The organism is Streptomyces sp. NPDC006997, from assembly GCF_040635175.1.
Lineage (GTDB): Bacteria > Actinomycetota > Actinomycetes > Streptomycetales > Streptomycetaceae > Streptomyces.
In genome coordinates, this window is sequence record NZ_JBEYHH010000007.1 from 177,004 (window position 1) to 191,150 (window position 14,147).

Consider the following 14,147-nt stretch of genomic DNA (forward strand, 5'->3'; position numbering starts at 1 on the left):
GCTACGACCGGAAGTCCGGCGGCCGGAGGACGGGAAGAACGCTGGAGGAGGAGGCGGATGAACGGCGCGAGCAGGTCAGGAGCGCGGAGCGGACAGCTGTGCTGGGGGCAGCGGTACCACTGGCTCAGGTACCAGCAGGTGCCGCCCGGCACCCGGCACGACGCCCACGTGGTGGTCAACAGCCCGGTACCCGCGGGGGTTCCGCTGAACGCGGTGCGCACCGCGGTGGACTTCCTGGTACGCAGGCACGAAGGGCTGCGCACCGTGATCGACGCCGAGGCGCGCCCGTGGCCGCGTCAGGTGGTGCACCCGCCGCGGCCGTTGCGGCTGCGGACCGTCACGTCGGAGGACGACGGCACGCCCGGCCCGGCCGAGGTGATCGCCGAGATGACCGGCACCGAGTTCGATCCGGCCCGCGACTGGCCCATCCGGGTCTGTGTGGTCACCAGCGGCGGTATGCCCGCCCGGGTGGTCCTGGTGCTCCACCACATGAGCTGCGACGACTGGTCGCTCGCCCTGTTCCGCGGGGAGTTCGCGGAGGTGGTCGGCGCGCTCTCCCGAGGGCAACGCGCCCAGCTCCCGCCGGTCGCCCACCAGCCGGTGGCCCTGGCGGCCGCCGAGGCGGCCCTCGCGCCCGCCGAACGGGAGCGGACGGCGGCGTACTGGCGGGAGGCGGTCGGGCGGCTGCCCGCCGACATGTTCGGCAGCCGTCGGCGGGCGCCGACCGGCACGGCGGCCCCCGTGGCGCACGCCGCGACCTACACCGCGCCCGCCCTGCTGGGCACCGTGCGGCAGCTGGCGGCACGGCTGCGGCTGTGGCCGGCCGCCGTGCACCTGGCCGCCTACGCGGTCGCCTGCGCGGCGTACACGGGACAGCCGGGCGTCGCCTACCGGTGGCTGGCCAGCCACCGCGAGGGCCCCATGATGAACGTGATGACCTGCATGTTCAGCCCGGCCCTGGTCGGTGTGGACCTGTCCGGCGACCCCGTGTTCAGCGAGGTGGCGACACGGGTCGCCGAGGCGCTGACCAGTGCCCAGGACCACGCCCGCACCCCCTGGGACGAGCTGGCGGAGCTGGTGGCCCGGGAGGGGCACCACCGGGGCCGCCCGCTGCGGGTGACCTCGGAGGTGAACTTCCTCAGCAGGCCCGAGCAGCGCGGCGGCGGCCGTCGTGACCGCTTCCTGCGCGGTGCCGAGCCCGTCGACTGGGCGCGCTCCGGCACCGACTCCTACTTCACCGTGCTCGAACTGGGCGACGGGGTACGGCTCAGCCTCAGCGCGCTGGCCGAGGTGATGGACGACTCCGCCGTCGAGGCCTTCCTGCACGGCTACGTCAGACTGCTGGAGGCCCACCGGGACCCGGAGGCCGACCTGCGGTTGAGCGACGCCGCCGCGCTGTTCGGGTACGCCCCGCCGACGGCTCCCCGGACCGCCCCGCCCGCCGGTGACCCGGTCGGCCCCGAAACGGCCACCGGGACCGGGGCGGGAGCCGTACTGGCCGCCGTCGTCGGGGAGGTGAACGAGCTGCCGGAGGTCGACCTCGGTCTGCCCTACACGGTCGCCGGTGGACGGCTGCTGCGGGGACCCCTCGTCGTGGCCGAACTGCGCCGCCGTGGCTGGGCGGGACTCGGCCTGGACGGGCTGTCCGGCATCCGCTCGCTGGCGGGCCTCGCCCGCGACCTGGTCCGGGTGGCCGACGCCCCGGAGGGGACGGCGGTCGGGCACCGGAACGCGGCGGTGCCCGCCGCGGCGGGGGCGGCGGTCCGGACCGGGACCGGGACCGGGGACCGGGGCCGGCGGACGTGACGCGGTGCCGGGAGGCGTGCGCCACCACGCCCGCCGGGCTCCGGCCCGAGCGGGTCCGGAGCCCGGCGCCGGGCCGCGTTCGGTGGTCCGGCCGTACGCACTGGTCCGGCCGTACGCACTGGTCAGGCCGCCGCACGTACGGGTCAGGCCGCCGCGTCGACCGCCAGGCACCGCGCGAGGCGGACGCCCGCCTGGAAACGGCTGACGGAACCGAGGCTGTGCATCAGGGCGGCGATGTGGCGGCGGCAGGTGCGTACGGACATGCCGAGCTTGCGCGCCACGGCCTCGTCGGTGAGCCCCTGCGACATCAACAGGGCGATGGAGCGCTGGAAGTCGTCCACCACGTCCTCCGCGTAGCCCTGCTCCTGCGGTGCGAACGGGCTGGCCGACTCCCAGAGCAGGTCGAACATCTCCACCAGGCAGCCCACCGTGGTCCCGTCCCGGACCGGTCGCGCGCTGCGCGGCAGCCCGCCCTCGCCCGGCGCGACCACGACACCCACCTCCCGGTCGAAGACCACCGCCGCCTGGGGGACCGCGCGCACGGTGCGCAGCTCCGCCCCCCGGGCCACCAGCGCCGTCACCCGGGCCCGGGACGCGAAGTCGGCGCGTTCCCGGTGCGGGACGAGCACCCGCAGCGCGACCCCCGAGCCCAGGGCGGCGCAGCACGCCTCGAAGAGGTCGTCGACGGTGGGCCAGAGCGCCACCGCCGTCTGTCGGCAGTCGGCCCCGGCGAGGCGGAGCAGCCCACGGATCTCCGGATCGCCCTCCACGCGGTCGATCACCCCGAGAGGGCCGGAAACCGTTCCCGACCCGCCCGCGATGGCGTCGATATGGGCGCGCAACTGGTCGGCCCGGTCCCGTTGCTGGAAGATCGCCCGCTCCATCGGCGACACCAGCAGCGTCGCGGCCGTCTGCGGGTCGAGCGGTACCAGCGTGCCGTCCGCCCCCTCGTCGGTGCGCAACATGCGCAGCTCGACGAGGCGAGTGGCCGCGGCGAACACCTCACCGGCCGACAGCCCCAGGTCGTCGGCCACCCGGTCCAACGCCGCGGAAGACAAGGACCCGTGGCGCGTCGCGTACCGGTAGACCTCCACCACGCTGTCGCGGTCCGTCGGTTCCGGTACCGGCCCCGGCGCCGCCGCGGCGCCCGACGGACCGTCTGTGGTGGGGCTTTTGACCGTGATCCCCGTGAACATGCAGAGACCTCCCACTGTCAAGAGTGCGAACCGTGCCGTCCGGTCGACTGGCCGGAACCGGATGCCACGCTTGCTGCGCATCGTCGGCATACGCGCCATCACCCTGGCGCCGTCCCTCTGTCGTCGGCCGTCTCCGGGTCCCGTCCGGACACCGATTCCTTGCCGTTTCGCTGTTCCTCCGCCCTCGCCGCGCCCGCGCCGTACGTCCCCCACGGGACGTACGCGCTGGTCGGAGCGGGGTGGAAAGCGAGTGGCAGCGACCTGATGGCGGGATGAGAGCGACCGGTGGTCGAGTGGTCGCGTTCGCACGTACACCCACACACTGCTCCGGCGGAAGAAGAGATTGGGGACCGAGCACGATGGCCGATCCGCAGATCCCGCACACGTTCCAGGACGCGCTGCTGCGCCACCTGCCCTATGCCGAGGCGAGTGAACTCGCCCCCACGGACGATCTGGCGGCACTGGGCCTCGACTCCATGGGAGTGGTCCAGCTGCTCGCGGAGCTGGAGGACACCTTCGGAGTGGAGCTGCCCGACGAGGCGCTCACCGAGGAGACCTTCGCCACCGTGGGCTCCCTGTGGCAGGCCGTGGCCGAGTTCGTGCCGACCGAGCCTGTCGGCCATGAGTGAGCGGCTGACCGAAGCCGAGACCGTCGGTGACATGTCCGCACGCGCCCCGGACGGGGGAGCACGGCGCGGCGCGGCGACGCTCGTACGCCTCGACCACCTGGTCGGCCGCGGCGCCCCGGATCGCCCGGCGCTCACCTTCAAGGAGCACACCCTCACCTACCGCGAACTCGCCGAGCAGGTCGCGGCGGTGGCGTACGGCCTGTTCCGGCTGGGGGTGCGGCGGGGCGACCGGGTCGCGGTCTACGCCGAGAAGCGCGTCGAGACCGTGGTGGCCGTACTGGCCGTCGCCGCGGCCGGCGGCGTGTTCGTCCCGGTGAACCCGATGTTCAAGGCCCGCCAGCTGGCCGGACTGACCGAGGACTGCTCGCCGGTCGCCCTGATCACCACCGCCGAACGGGCGGAGACCGTGCGCGGCGCGCTCACCCCGAACACCTCGGTACGGCACCTCGTGGTGATCGGCGAGACCAGCGCCGTGCCGCCGGTCGACGACCGCTGGCAGGTCACCCCCTGGACCCGGCTGCGGGAGTCGGACGGACTCGCGGTCCCCGGCGCCGACGCGGTCATCGACGCGGACGTCGCCGCGGTCTTCTACACCTCCGGCAGCACCGGCGGACCCAAGGGCGTCGTCCTGACCCACCGCAACCTGCTGGCCGGGGCGGAGAGCGTGGCGACCTACCTCGCCCACACCGCGGACGACGTCCTGCTCGGCGTCCTGCCGCTGAGCTTCGACGCGGGCTTCAGCCAGCTGACCACCGCCCTCGCCCGCGGCGCCCACCTCGTCCTCACCAACTACCTGCTGCCCCGCGAGGTGATGCGGCTCTGCGCCCGGCACGGCGTCACCGGGCTGACCTGCGTCCCTCCCCTGTGGATGCAGCTCGCGGCGCTCGAATGGCCGCGGGACGCCACCCGGCGCCTGCGCTACTTCGCCAACACCGGCGGCCGGATGCCGCGGGCCACCCTCCAGCGGCTGCGCGGCCACTTCCCACACGCCCGTCCCTACCTGATGTACGGGCTCACCGAGGCGTTCCGCTCCACCTACCTCGACCCCGACGAGGTCGACCGGCGCCCCGACTCCATCGGCAAGGCCGTGCCCAACGCCGAGGTGCTCGTGCTCCGGCCGGACGGCACTCCCTGCCTGCCGGACGAGCCGGGCGAACTGGTCCACCGGGGCGCGCTGGTGGCCCTCGGCTACTGGAACAACCCGGAGGCCACGGCCCTCCGCTTCCGCCCGGCGCCCGGCGGGGTGCCCGGGGTGCGCCAGGAAGCCGCCGTCTGGTCGGGGGACACCGTGCGGCGGGACGAGGAGGGGTTCCTCTACTTCGTGGCCCGCGCCGACGAGATGATCAAGTCGTCCGGCTACCGGATCAGCCCCACCGAGATCGAGGAGGCCGCCTACGCCACCGGACTGGTCGCCGAGGCGGTGGCGTTCGGCGCGGCCGACGACCAGCTCGGCCAGCACGTGGTGCTGGTCGTCCGCGCCCCCTGCGACACCGGCCGCCTCCGCCAGGCCATGGCCCGGGAACTGCCGCCGTACATGCTCCCGCGCCGCATCATGGTCCGGGACGTGCTCCCGCGGTCGGTGAACGGCAAGTTCGACCGGGTCGAGCTACGGCGCCTCGCGGAGGCCGGATCATGAGCGCCGTCGACGGGCGGACCGCCCTCGCCCCGGCGTACGGATCCGCCCTGCACGGCGTCACGGACGGCGAGCTGACCGTCGGGGGCGTCCCCGCCGGGCTGCTCGCCGAACGGGCCGGCGGCACACCGTTCTTCGCCTACGACCGGAGCCTGATCGCCGCCCGGGTCGCCGAGGTGCGCGACGCGCTGCCCGCCGCGGTGGAGCTGAGCTACGCGGTGAAGGCCAACCCGATGCCCGCCGTGCTGCACTGCCTGAGCACCCTGGTCGACGGCCTGGACGTGGCGTCGGCGGGGGAGATGCTGGCGGCGCTGGACACCGGCGTGCCCCCGGGCCGCATCGCCTTCGCCGGGCCGGGCAAGACCGCCGCGGAGCTACGGCAGGCGGTCGCCGCCGGGGTCCTGGTCGAGCTGGAGTCCGCCACCGAACTGGCCCGGCTGGCCCGGGCGGGCGAGGACCTCGGGGTGCGCCCCAGGGCGGCCCTGAGGGTCAACCCGCCGTTCGCGGTGCGCGGTTCGGGCATGAAGATGGGCGGTGGGCCCCAGCAGTTCGGGGTGGACGCCGAACAGGCACCCGCGCTGCTCGCGGAGATCGGGCGCAGCGGGGTCGGGTTCGAGGGGTTCCATGTCTTCGCCGGGTCCCAGAACCTCGACGCCGACAGCATCCGCGCGGCACAGCGGGCCACGGTGGACCTCCTGGCCGACCTGGCCGGACACGCCCCCGGGCCCGTGCGGTACCTCAATCTCGGGGGCGGGTTCGGAATCCCGTACAGCGCCAGGGACCGGCCGCTGGACCTCGGTCCCGTCGGGGAGCACCTGGCCGACCTGCTGGAGACCGTGGTCCGGGACCGGCTGCCGCTGGCCCGGCCGGTGATCGAACTCGGCCGGTACCTCGTCGGCGAGGCCGGGGTCTACCTGACCCGGGTGGTCGACCGCAAGGAGTCCCGGGGCACCGTCTACCTGGTCGTCGACGGCGGTCTGCACCACCAGCTCGCCGCCACCGGGAACCTGGGGCGGGCGCTGCGCCGCAACTACCCCATCGCCCTCGCCAGCCGGGTCGCGGCCGGGCCGGAGGGAGAGGAGACCGTCGACGTCGTGGGCTGCCTGTGCACCCCTCTGGACCTGCTCGGCAAGGCGGTGTCGCTGCCGAGGGCCGAACCGGGCGACCTGATCGCGGTGTTCCAGGCGGGCGCGTACGGACTGACCGCCAGTCCGACCGCGTTCCTCGGCCACCCGGCCCCCCGTGAACTGCTGGTCTAGAGGGGAACCGCCCGCATGTTCCGTCGAGCCGGTGTGACGGCGAGGCCGACCGTCACACTAGGGGAATCCGTCCGGTCCCCGTCCGCCGCCGCCCCACCCACACCATCTCCCGTGCCACCGCGGGCCATTCACACAGGAGCGCGCATGAAGATCCCAGCGGCCCCCTCACCCCCCACCCCACCCGAGGAAGCCGCCGGGAGCGCGGGACCGCCCGCGGAGCGGCTCCCCGAACCGGTGCTCGAAGTCACCGGACTGACCAAGCGGTACGGCGACGTCGAGGCCCTCGGGGGTTTCACCCTCAGTGTCGCGCCCGGTGAGATCGTCGGCCTGGTCGGCCACAACGGGGCGGGCAAGACCACCTTCGTGGAGATCGTCTCCGGCCTGGTCCGTGCCGACGGCGGCACCGTCCGCGTCGTCGGCCACGATCCGCACTCCGCCCGTCACATGGTCGGCGTGGCCCCCCAACACCTGGCGCTCTACCCGTCGTTCACCGTCCGCGAGCACCTGAAGCTGTTCGGCGGTCTCTCCGGACTGCGCCGCGGCGCGCTGCACGAGGCGGTCGACGAGGTGGCCGCGGACCTCCGGCTGACCGAGTTCCTCGACCGCCCCGCGGGGTTCCTCTCCGGCGGCCAGCAGCGCCGCGCCCAGGCGGGCACCGCGCTGATCCACCGCCCCGCCCTGCTGCTCCTCGACGAGCCCACCGCGGGCGCCGACCCGGAGACCCGGCAGGCCCTCCTCGACACCGTCCGCCGCCGGGCCGAGGCCGGTGCGGCCGTCGTCTACACCACGCACTACCTCGCCGAACTCACCGAACTGGGCGCCACCCTGGCGGTGGCCAAGCGCGGCCGGGTGGTCGCCCGCGGTACCGCCGCCGACCTGCTCACCGGGCTGCCGGGCGAGGTACGGCTCACCTTCGAAGACGGAACCGAGGACCGACGCTCCACGGCCGACCCCACGGGCGCCCTGGTCGAGATGCTCGCGGGGGCCGGTCGGCCGGTCGCGTCGGTCGACGTCCACAAGCCCGATCTCGACGACCTCTACCGATCCCTGGCGGTGCTCGATGACGACTGACACCCTGCTGCGCACCGGGCTGCTCGTGCGGCACAACCTCGTCCTGCGGCTGCGTGACCCCGGCCAGCTGATCAGCTACGTGGCGATCCCCATGGTGCTGATGCTCGTCCTCAAGCCCCTCTACATGGAGGCCCTGGACAGCGGCACCGTGCAGGCGGTCACCGGTCCGCTGGTGATGTTCTCGGTCTTCGCCCTGGCCGTCGTGGGCAACTCGATCATGGTGGAGAGGGAGTGGCGCACCTGGGACCGGCTCCGCAGCACCCGGGCCGGGCGGGGCGAGCTGCTGCTCGGCAAGATGGTGCCCGGCTTCGTGGTCCTGCTGGTCCAGCAGGGCGTGCTGATGGTCTACGGCGCGCTGGTCCTGGGTCTGGACGTGCCCGCCGCCGTGATCGGCTGGGTGGCGTTGGCGATCTCCGTGTGGGGGCTCGCGCTGCTGTCCATGGGGGCGTTCCTGGCCACCGTGGCCCGCAGCCGCAGCGACCTGGGGATGGTCACCGACCTGGGGGCCATCTCCATCAGCGCGCTCGGCGGGGCGCTGGTGCCGGTCGACCTGATGCCGGGCTGGGCCCAGCACGTCGCGCCCTTCTCGCCCGGCTACTGGGCGATGTCCCTGCTGCGCGCCGCGCTGTCCGAGGACGGCGCGGGGATGGTCCGGCCCGTGCTGGTGTGCCTGGCCATCGCCCTGGTCTTCGGGGTGCTCGCCGCCTACCGGCTGTCCCGTGGCTGGGGCCGCAGCCGCCTGCTGTGACACGGGGCCGGTGGCCCGTTCCGCCCGGTGGCCGGTGCGGAACGGGCCTCACGCGTGCCGGGCCGCCCGCGCCGTCAGCGCGTTGCGGTCGACCTTGCGGTTGGCGTTCAGGGGGTACGCGTCCAGGAACTCGAAGCGGCGCGGTACCAGGGGGCGGGGCAGGAACGCGCCCAGGGCCCGCGCCAGTTCGCCCGGCGGACGCGCCGTACCCAGCAGATAGCCGGTGAGTTCGCCGTCCGCGGCCACCACGACCGCGTCGCGGATCCCGTCGACCCGCCGCAGGGCGCACTCGACCTCGGCCAGCTCGACCCGGATGCCGTGGACCTTGACCTGCTGGTCGAGCCGTCCCAGGCAGGCCAGCTCACCGTCGTCCTGTTCGCGTACCAGGTCCCCGGTGCGGTACCAGCGGGTGCCGTCGGAGTCCAGGAACCGGCCCACGTCGTCCGCCGGGTCCAGGTAGCCGGGGAACATCTGGTCACCGGTCACACACAGCTCACCCTCGTGCACCAGGTGCCGCAGCCCGGGATGGAGCGCCCCGATGGGCACCATGCCGTTGACGCAGCGCCCGGGGGAGCGCACCGGGTCCCAGCGGTGGACGGTGCAGGAGAGGGTCAGCTCGGTCGGGCCGTACAGGTTCTCCACCGTGGAGGCGGGGGCGGCGCCCTGCCAGCACACGGCGTCGTGGGCCAGCAGCGGCTCCCCGCAGAACAGGCTCCAGCGCAGGGTGGGCATCGAGTCCGCCGCCAGCCCCCGTGGCCTGCGGCACAGTTGGGAGATCAGGCTGGGCGCGGAGAACCACACGGTGATGCCGTGGTCGGCGACGAACCGCTCCAGCGACGCGTACGCCGTCGGCGCCACGCTCACCAGCGTGCCGCCCGCGCCCCAGGCGCCGTACAGGTCGAACACCGACAGGTCGAAGGTGAGATCGAACGTCTGGGAGAAGACGTCGCTCCGCCGGAAGCGGTAGCGGTCGTGGACGAACCGCAGATAGGCGTCCACGTTGCGGTGCAGGACCGGCACGCCCTTGGGGCGGCCCGTCGATCCCGAGGTGAACAGGATGTACGCCACGTCGTCCGGGTCCGCCGGGCGCCACTCGGCGAGCGGCGCGTGCGGGGACGGCCACCGCACCACCGGGGTGCCGTCCAGCACCCCGGCGAGCTCGGGCAGCACGGCCTCGCCCTCCGCCGCCACGACCAGCACGTCCACCTCGGCCGCGCTGATCATCTGGGCGGTGCGTTCGGCGGGGAAGGCCGGGTTGAGGGGCACCACGGCCGCCCCCGCGTAACCGGCGGCGAGATGGCCCGCGTACGCCGTCAGGGACCGGGCGGCCAGCAGCCCGACCCGGCGGGGCCGCCCGCCCGGCACGGCGGCCACGACGCCACCGGCCAGGGCGAGCGCCCGTTCGTGCAGCTCCCCGTAGGTCAGCCGGTCCGCCCCGACCCTGAGGGCCTCGGCGTCCGGGCCGAGCGCGAGCCCCCGCAGGAACCAGCCGGTCAGTGTCCCCTCGGCCGGGTGGACCGCCGCGGTCGGGGCGGCGTACAGGGCGGTCATGCCGCACCCCGCAGCGCGCGCCCGATCCGCTGCTGCGTGGTCGCGGCCTGTTCGAGGACCGCGAAGTGCCCGCCGGACAGGGTGTGCAGCGTGAACGGGCCGGTCGTCTCCCGCTCCCAGTCGGCCATGCCGGAGGGCAGGCCGCGGGGGTCGCCGTCCGCCGCCAGCGCGGTGACCGGCACCTCCAGCGGGGGCTCGGCACGGTAGCGGTAGGACTCCTTGACCGTGAAGTCCGCGCGGAACGGCGGCAGGATCAGCCGCAGCACGGAGGGGTCCGTGAGCATCCACTCCGGGGTCCCGCCGATGCGCCGCAGCAGCGCCACCACCTCGTCGTCGCTCGCCCCCGTCATCCGCGGGTCGTCCGCGCCCTCGGCGGCCCGGTCGCCCCCCGGGGCCGTACACCCGGACACCACGAGATGGACCGGCGCCGGGCCCTGCCGACGGCGGATCTCCCGGACCAGCTCGAACGCGATCGTCGCGCCCAGACTGTGCCCGTACACGGCGTACGGCCGGTCCGGCCGACCCGCCGCCAGGTCGGCCAGGACCGCGTTGGCGAGGTCGGGGACCAGCAGGTCCATGGCGTCGTACGGGACCTCGCGCAGCCGGGTCTCGCGGCCGGGCAGCTGGACCGGCCGGACGGACACGGGACCGATCCGGCCGAACCAGGACCGGAACGCGGAGGCGGAACCCCCCGCGTGCGGCAGGCAGTACAGCAGCGGGCCGTCGCTTCCCGGGTGCTCGGAGAAGGGGAGCCAGGCGGCGGCCCGGCTCCCGGCGCGCGACGTCTCGGCGGGGCCGACGACCGTGCTCACGGCCTGACCTCCAGCCGTACGTAGTCCGGAGCGTCCTGCGTCCGGTCCAGGTCGGCGGCCAGCACCACCCGGTCCCCCTCGCGGCTCACCTCACGGAACCCGGCGAACGCGTAGGTGATCTGCATCATCCGGTTGCGGCCGGTCTCCACGAAGTCGGCGGTCAGACCGGCTCCGGCGGTACGGGCCAGCCGCATCAGATGGCCGAGCAGCACCGAGCCGACGCCCCGGGACATCACCCGGCAGGACATCAGCAGCATCCGCAGCCGCCAGTCGGGGTCGCCCTTCTCCACCAGGGCCAGGCCGATCTTGCCGTAGGAGCCGAAGCGGTCGGTGAGTTCGGCGACCAGCAGCAGGTGGTCGGGGGACTCGCGCAGCGCGTCCAGTTCGTCGTAGGAGTAGGTGCGGCCGGTTGCGTTGAGCTGGTTGGTGCGGATGGTGAGTTCCTCGGCCCGCTGGAGGTCCTCCCGGGCCGCCGGAGCGATGGTGAAGGCCATCCCCAGGCTGGCCAGGAACTCCTCGCTGGTGCCGGTGAACCCGCTCTCCACCTCGTCCCGGGCGAGCTGGCTGCGGTACATCTCGCGGCGGTGCGCCGACTCGTCGGACACGAACCGCGGCCGGAACTCGTCGCGGAGCAGCTCGGTGTCGAGGTCCGCGGCGTTGATCCGGGTCACCTCGGGGAGCGAGAACTCCATCTCGGCCAGCTCGAACTCCTGGTCGTCGACGAACGCGAACGCGTCGACCCCGAGGTTGAGCCGGGCGGCGATCTCCTTCACCGACTCGGACTTCGCGCTCCAGCCGATCCGGGGGCAGAGGAACATCTCCTCCAGGCCCAGTTCGCGGAGTTTGGCCATCGCGGTGTCGTGGTCGTTCTTGCTGGCCACGGAGTGCAGGACGCCCATCGCGTCCAGGCGGCGCAGGTGTTCCACCACCCCCGGGCGCAGGGTGACGTCGCCGTCCTCCAGCAGCACCCCGTCCCACAGGGTGTTGTCGAGGTCCCACACCACGCACTTGATCCGCCCGCGCACCGGCTTGCGGTACGGGTCCTCCGCCCGGTCGGCGGGCTGCTGTATCGCTGTGGTCACAGCGTTCCTCCTGTCGCGGGCGTCCGGTCACGGAACGCCTCGTCGGCGATGGTCAGCCGCTGGATCTCGGTGCTGCCCTCGATGATCTCGGTGACCTTGGCGTCCCGCATGAGACGGGCCACCGGGTAGTCGGGGGTCATGCCGTTGGCGCCGTGGACCTGCACCGCCTCGGTGGCGTGCCGGGCCGCCGCCGTCGACGCGAAGTACTTCGCGATCCAGGTGGCCATGATGGTCGACGGATCCCCGGCGTCCTTGGTCTCCCCGGCCTGACGGCACAGCAGCCGGGCCGCCCGCGCGTCGGTCACCATGTCGGAGAGCTTGGCCCGGATCAGCGGGAGTTCGCGCAGCGCGGTGCCGCCCACCGTCCGGCGGTCGGCGTAGTCGGCGCAGGCGTCCAGACACGCCTGGACGATGCCGACGGAGCCGCAGGCCACGCTGTACCGCCCCAGGTCCAGGGTGCCGCTGAGCACCATGCCGGAGGCGAAGGAGCTGGGGCCGAGCAGCGCGTCCGGCCCCAGCTCCACGTGGTCGAAGTGGATCTCGGCGAGCAGGGAGGCCCGGGTGCCGAAGATCTCGGCGAGCGGGGTGACCCGTACCCCCGGGGTGTCCCGGGGGACGAGGAGTGCCACGATCGAGGTCCCCGTGTGGGCGAACACCAGGAAGAGCCCGGCGATCTGCCCGCCGGTGGTCCACTTCTTGCGGCCGTCGAGGAGCCAGCCGCCCCGGTGCGGGACGGCGGTGGTGGTGATCCCGGCCGTGTCACTGCCCGCGCCCGGCTCGGACAGGCAGAACGCGCCGCGCACAGTGCCGTCGGCGAGGGCGGGCGCCCACCGCGCCACCTGCTCCGGCGAGCCCCAGCGCAGCAGGGCCCACGTCAGCATGGTGTGCACGGTGAGCAGGGAGCGGACCGAGGAGCAACCGCGGCCCACCTCCTCGTGCACCTCGCCCAGGGTCACCAGGTCCAGCCCCTGGCCGCCCAGGTGCCGGGGCAGGAACGGGGCCCACAGGCCCAGCGGGCCGAGACGCTCCAGGAACTCCTCGGGCACCCGCCCCTCGCGCTCCCAGCCGTCGGCGTACGGGGCGATGAACTGGTCGGTGAACGCGCGTACCGATGCCCGGTCGACCGCCGGGCCACCGGCCCGCGTGCCGTCCGCAGACGGCGGCGCGACCATGGTCGTCATGCTGAACCTCCTCGGTTCTCTCGGGTGCGACGCCGGTCAGGCGGACGGGGTCAGCCGGTCGACGAGCGCGGACATCGCGTCCACGGTGCGGAAGTTGTCGATCTTCAGCTCGTCGTTGGGGAGGGTGACGCCGAAGGTCTTCTCGATGAACATCACCAGCTCCATCGCGAAGAGCGAGTTGATGTAGCCGAGCGCGAAGATGTCCTGCTCCGCGCTGAGTTCGGCCTGCGGGAAGCGGCCGAGGATGAAGGCGTTGATGCGGTCGGCGGCGGTGGCGGCGACAGTGGTCATGATCGTTTACTCCTGGGTTGCGTAGGTGTAGAAGCCGCGGCCGGTCTTCCGGCCGTGCAGCCCGGCGTCCGTCATCTGCTTCAGCAGCGGGCAGGGGCGGTACTTGCTGTCGGCGTAGTGCTCGTAGAGCACCTCGACGCTGTAGAGGATCGTGTCGACGCCGATCAGGTCGGCGGTCTCCAGCGGGCCCATCGGATGGCCGAAGCAGCCGCGGAAGACCTCGTCGACGGACTCGGCGGTGGCGACGCCCTCGTACACCAGGTACGCCGCCTCGTTCACGGTGAGCATCAGCACCCGGTTGGAGACGAAGCCGGACGCGTCCTTGACGTCGACGGCGCGCTTGCCGAAACCGGCCAGGAAGGTCCGGGTGCTCTCCACGGTCTCGGTGCTGGTGTGGAAGCCGGGGATCAGCTCCACCACCGGCTTGGCCGGGACCGGGTTCATGAAGTGGACGCCGACCACCCGTTCGGGGTGGGAACCGAGGGAGGCCACCCGGGTGATCGGGATCGCCGAGGTGTTCACGATGACGATCGCCGTCGGCTGGAGCACCTGGTCGAGCTCCTGGTGGACGGCCTTCTTGGTGTCCCAGTCCTCGGTGACGTTCTCGATGACGAAGTCGGCCTTGGCGAGGGAGTCCAGACCGACGGCCGTGGTGATCCGGCCGAGGATCTCGTCGGGGTCCAGACGCGGGCCGCCCATCAGGCCGCTGAGGCGGGCGTTGCGGGTGATCACCGCCCGGGCCTCGGTGAGGACCTCCTCCGAGACGTCCACCAGGACGGTCTCGAAACCGTACTGCGCGAGGTTCTGGGCGACGCCTGTGCCCATGACACCGGCGCCGACAACTCCTACGACGGTCATGCCGCTGTTCTCCGTTTCTGTGTGGGGTTC

At 73.5% G+C, this 14,147-nt stretch carries 13 protein-coding genes; 6 read left to right on the forward strand and 7 right to left on the reverse strand.

The annotated features are described in order from the left end of the window. Positions 1–57 precede the first annotated feature (57 nt). Positions 58–1,806, forward strand: a complete 1,749-nt coding sequence (locus ABZ659_RS09655; protein ID WP_360215588.1) for a condensation domain-containing protein — start codon at positions 58–60, stop codon at positions 1,804–1,806. Between the two features lie 143 nt (positions 1,807–1,949). On the opposite strand, the gene ABZ659_RS09660 is transcribed toward ABZ659_RS09655, so the two are convergent. Continuing rightward, on the reverse strand, positions 1,950–3,002 hold the full coding sequence (locus ABZ659_RS09660; RefSeq protein WP_360215591.1) for a hypothetical protein: 1,053 nt from the start codon (positions 3,000–3,002) through the stop codon (positions 1,950–1,952). 359 nt (positions 3,003–3,361) lie between these two features. Between ABZ659_RS09660 and ABZ659_RS09665 the strand changes: the two genes are divergently transcribed. The 5 genes from ABZ659_RS09665 (at position 3,362) to ABZ659_RS09685 (ending at position 8,342) form a co-directional block, all read left to right on the forward strand. Next, entirely contained in the window at positions 3,362–3,631 is a 270-nt protein-coding gene (locus ABZ659_RS09665) for a phosphopantetheine-binding protein (protein ID WP_360215594.1), read from the forward strand. After that, positions 3,624–5,267 (forward strand): acyl-CoA ligase (AMP-forming), exosortase A system-associated, encoded by a 1,644-nt coding sequence (locus tag ABZ659_RS09670; RefSeq protein WP_360215597.1) that lies wholly within the window; start codon positions 3,624–3,626, stop codon positions 5,265–5,267. Before ABZ659_RS09665 ends, ABZ659_RS09670 begins: the two co-directional genes overlap by 8 nt. Then, the gene (locus tag ABZ659_RS09675) at positions 5,264–6,523 is read left to right on the forward strand and encodes a pyridoxal-dependent decarboxylase, exosortase A system-associated (RefSeq protein WP_360215600.1); all 1,260 of its coding nucleotides are present in this window, start codon (positions 5,264–5,266) and stop codon (positions 6,521–6,523) included. Before ABZ659_RS09670 ends, ABZ659_RS09675 begins: the two co-directional genes overlap by 4 nt. Before the next feature lie 144 nt (positions 6,524–6,667). After that, positions 6,668–7,594, forward strand: coding sequence for an ABC transporter ATP-binding protein (locus tag ABZ659_RS09680; protein ID WP_360215603.1), 927 nt, complete (start codon positions 6,668–6,670; stop codon positions 7,592–7,594). Beyond that, entirely contained in the window at positions 7,584–8,342 is a 759-nt protein-coding gene (locus tag ABZ659_RS09685; protein ID WP_360215606.1) for an ABC transporter permease, read from the forward strand. The genes ABZ659_RS09680 and ABZ659_RS09685 overlap by 11 nt, the downstream gene beginning before the upstream one ends. 48 nt (positions 8,343–8,390) lie before the next feature. Here ABZ659_RS09685 and ABZ659_RS09690 read toward each other — a convergent pair whose 3' ends face one another. Genes ABZ659_RS09690 through ABZ659_RS09715 form a run of 6 tightly spaced genes read right to left on the reverse strand, consistent with a single transcriptional unit; the run spans position 8,391 to position 14,117 of the window. Then, complete coding sequence (locus ABZ659_RS09690) at positions 8,391–9,893, reverse strand: AMP-binding protein (RefSeq protein ID WP_360215609.1); 1,503 nt, start codon at positions 9,891–9,893, stop codon at positions 8,391–8,393. Further along, positions 9,890–10,705, reverse strand: a complete 816-nt coding sequence (locus ABZ659_RS09695; protein WP_360215613.1) for a thioesterase domain-containing protein — start codon at positions 10,703–10,705, stop codon at positions 9,890–9,892. The genes ABZ659_RS09690 and ABZ659_RS09695 overlap by 4 nt, the downstream gene beginning before the upstream one ends. Beyond that, positions 10,702–11,787 (reverse strand): HAD-IIIC family phosphatase, encoded by a 1,086-nt coding sequence (locus tag ABZ659_RS09700; protein ID WP_360215616.1) that lies wholly within the window; start codon positions 11,785–11,787, stop codon positions 10,702–10,704. The genes ABZ659_RS09695 and ABZ659_RS09700 overlap by 4 nt, the downstream gene beginning before the upstream one ends. Continuing rightward, a complete protein-coding gene (locus tag ABZ659_RS09705; RefSeq protein WP_360215619.1) occupies positions 11,784–12,968 on the reverse strand; it encodes an acyl-CoA dehydrogenase family protein in 1,185 nt (394 codons plus the stop codon). Before ABZ659_RS09705 ends, ABZ659_RS09700 begins: the two co-directional genes overlap by 4 nt. Before the next feature lie 36 nt (positions 12,969–13,004). Further along, positions 13,005–13,259: a phosphopantetheine-binding protein gene (locus tag ABZ659_RS09710; protein WP_360215622.1), complete on the reverse strand. Its 255-nt coding sequence runs from the start codon at positions 13,257–13,259 to the stop codon at positions 13,005–13,007. Between the two features lie 6 nt (positions 13,260–13,265). Beyond that, positions 13,266–14,117 carry a 3-hydroxyacyl-CoA dehydrogenase NAD-binding domain-containing protein gene (locus tag ABZ659_RS09715; RefSeq protein WP_360215625.1) on the reverse strand — a complete coding sequence of 284 codons (852 nt, stop codon included), beginning with the start codon at positions 14,115–14,117 and terminating at the stop codon, positions 13,266–13,268. Between the last annotated feature and the right edge of the window lie 30 nt (positions 14,118–14,147).

What these genes read in the sequence shown, in the direction of transcription:
- ABZ659_RS09715 (WP_360215625.1), bottom strand. Translation starts at nt 14,117, where the DNA reads ATGACCGTCGTAGGAGTTGTCGGCGCCGGTGTCATGGGCACAGGCGTC.
- ABZ659_RS09660 (WP_360215591.1), bottom strand. Translation starts at nt 3,002, where the DNA reads ATGTTCACGGGGATCACGGTCAAAAGCCCCACCACAGACGGTCCGTCG.
- ABZ659_RS09670 (WP_360215597.1), top strand. Translation starts at nt 3,624, where the DNA reads ATGAGTGAGCGGCTGACCGAAGCCGAGACCGTCGGTGACATGTCCGCA.
- ABZ659_RS09675 (WP_360215600.1), top strand. Translation starts at nt 5,264, where the DNA reads ATGAGCGCCGTCGACGGGCGGACCGCCCTCGCCCCGGCGTACGGATCC.
- ABZ659_RS09655 (WP_360215588.1), top strand. Translation starts at nt 58, where the DNA reads ATGAACGGCGCGAGCAGGTCAGGAGCGCGGAGCGGACAGCTGTGCTGG.
- ABZ659_RS09690 (WP_360215609.1), bottom strand. Translation starts at nt 9,893, where the DNA reads ATGACCGCCCTGTACGCCGCCCCGACCGCGGCGGTCCACCCGGCCGAG.
- ABZ659_RS09685 (WP_360215606.1), top strand. Translation starts at nt 7,584, where the DNA reads ATGACGACTGACACCCTGCTGCGCACCGGGCTGCTCGTGCGGCACAAC.
- ABZ659_RS09665 (WP_360215594.1), top strand. Translation starts at nt 3,362, where the DNA reads ATGGCCGATCCGCAGATCCCGCACACGTTCCAGGACGCGCTGCTGCGC.
- ABZ659_RS09705 (WP_360215619.1), bottom strand. Translation starts at nt 12,968, where the DNA reads ATGACGACCATGGTCGCGCCGCCGTCTGCGGACGGCACGCGGGCCGGT.
- ABZ659_RS09710 (WP_360215622.1), bottom strand. Translation starts at nt 13,259, where the DNA reads ATGACCACTGTCGCCGCCACCGCCGCCGACCGCATCAACGCCTTCATC.
- ABZ659_RS09680 (WP_360215603.1), top strand. Translation starts at nt 6,668, where the DNA reads ATGAAGATCCCAGCGGCCCCCTCACCCCCCACCCCACCCGAGGAAGCC.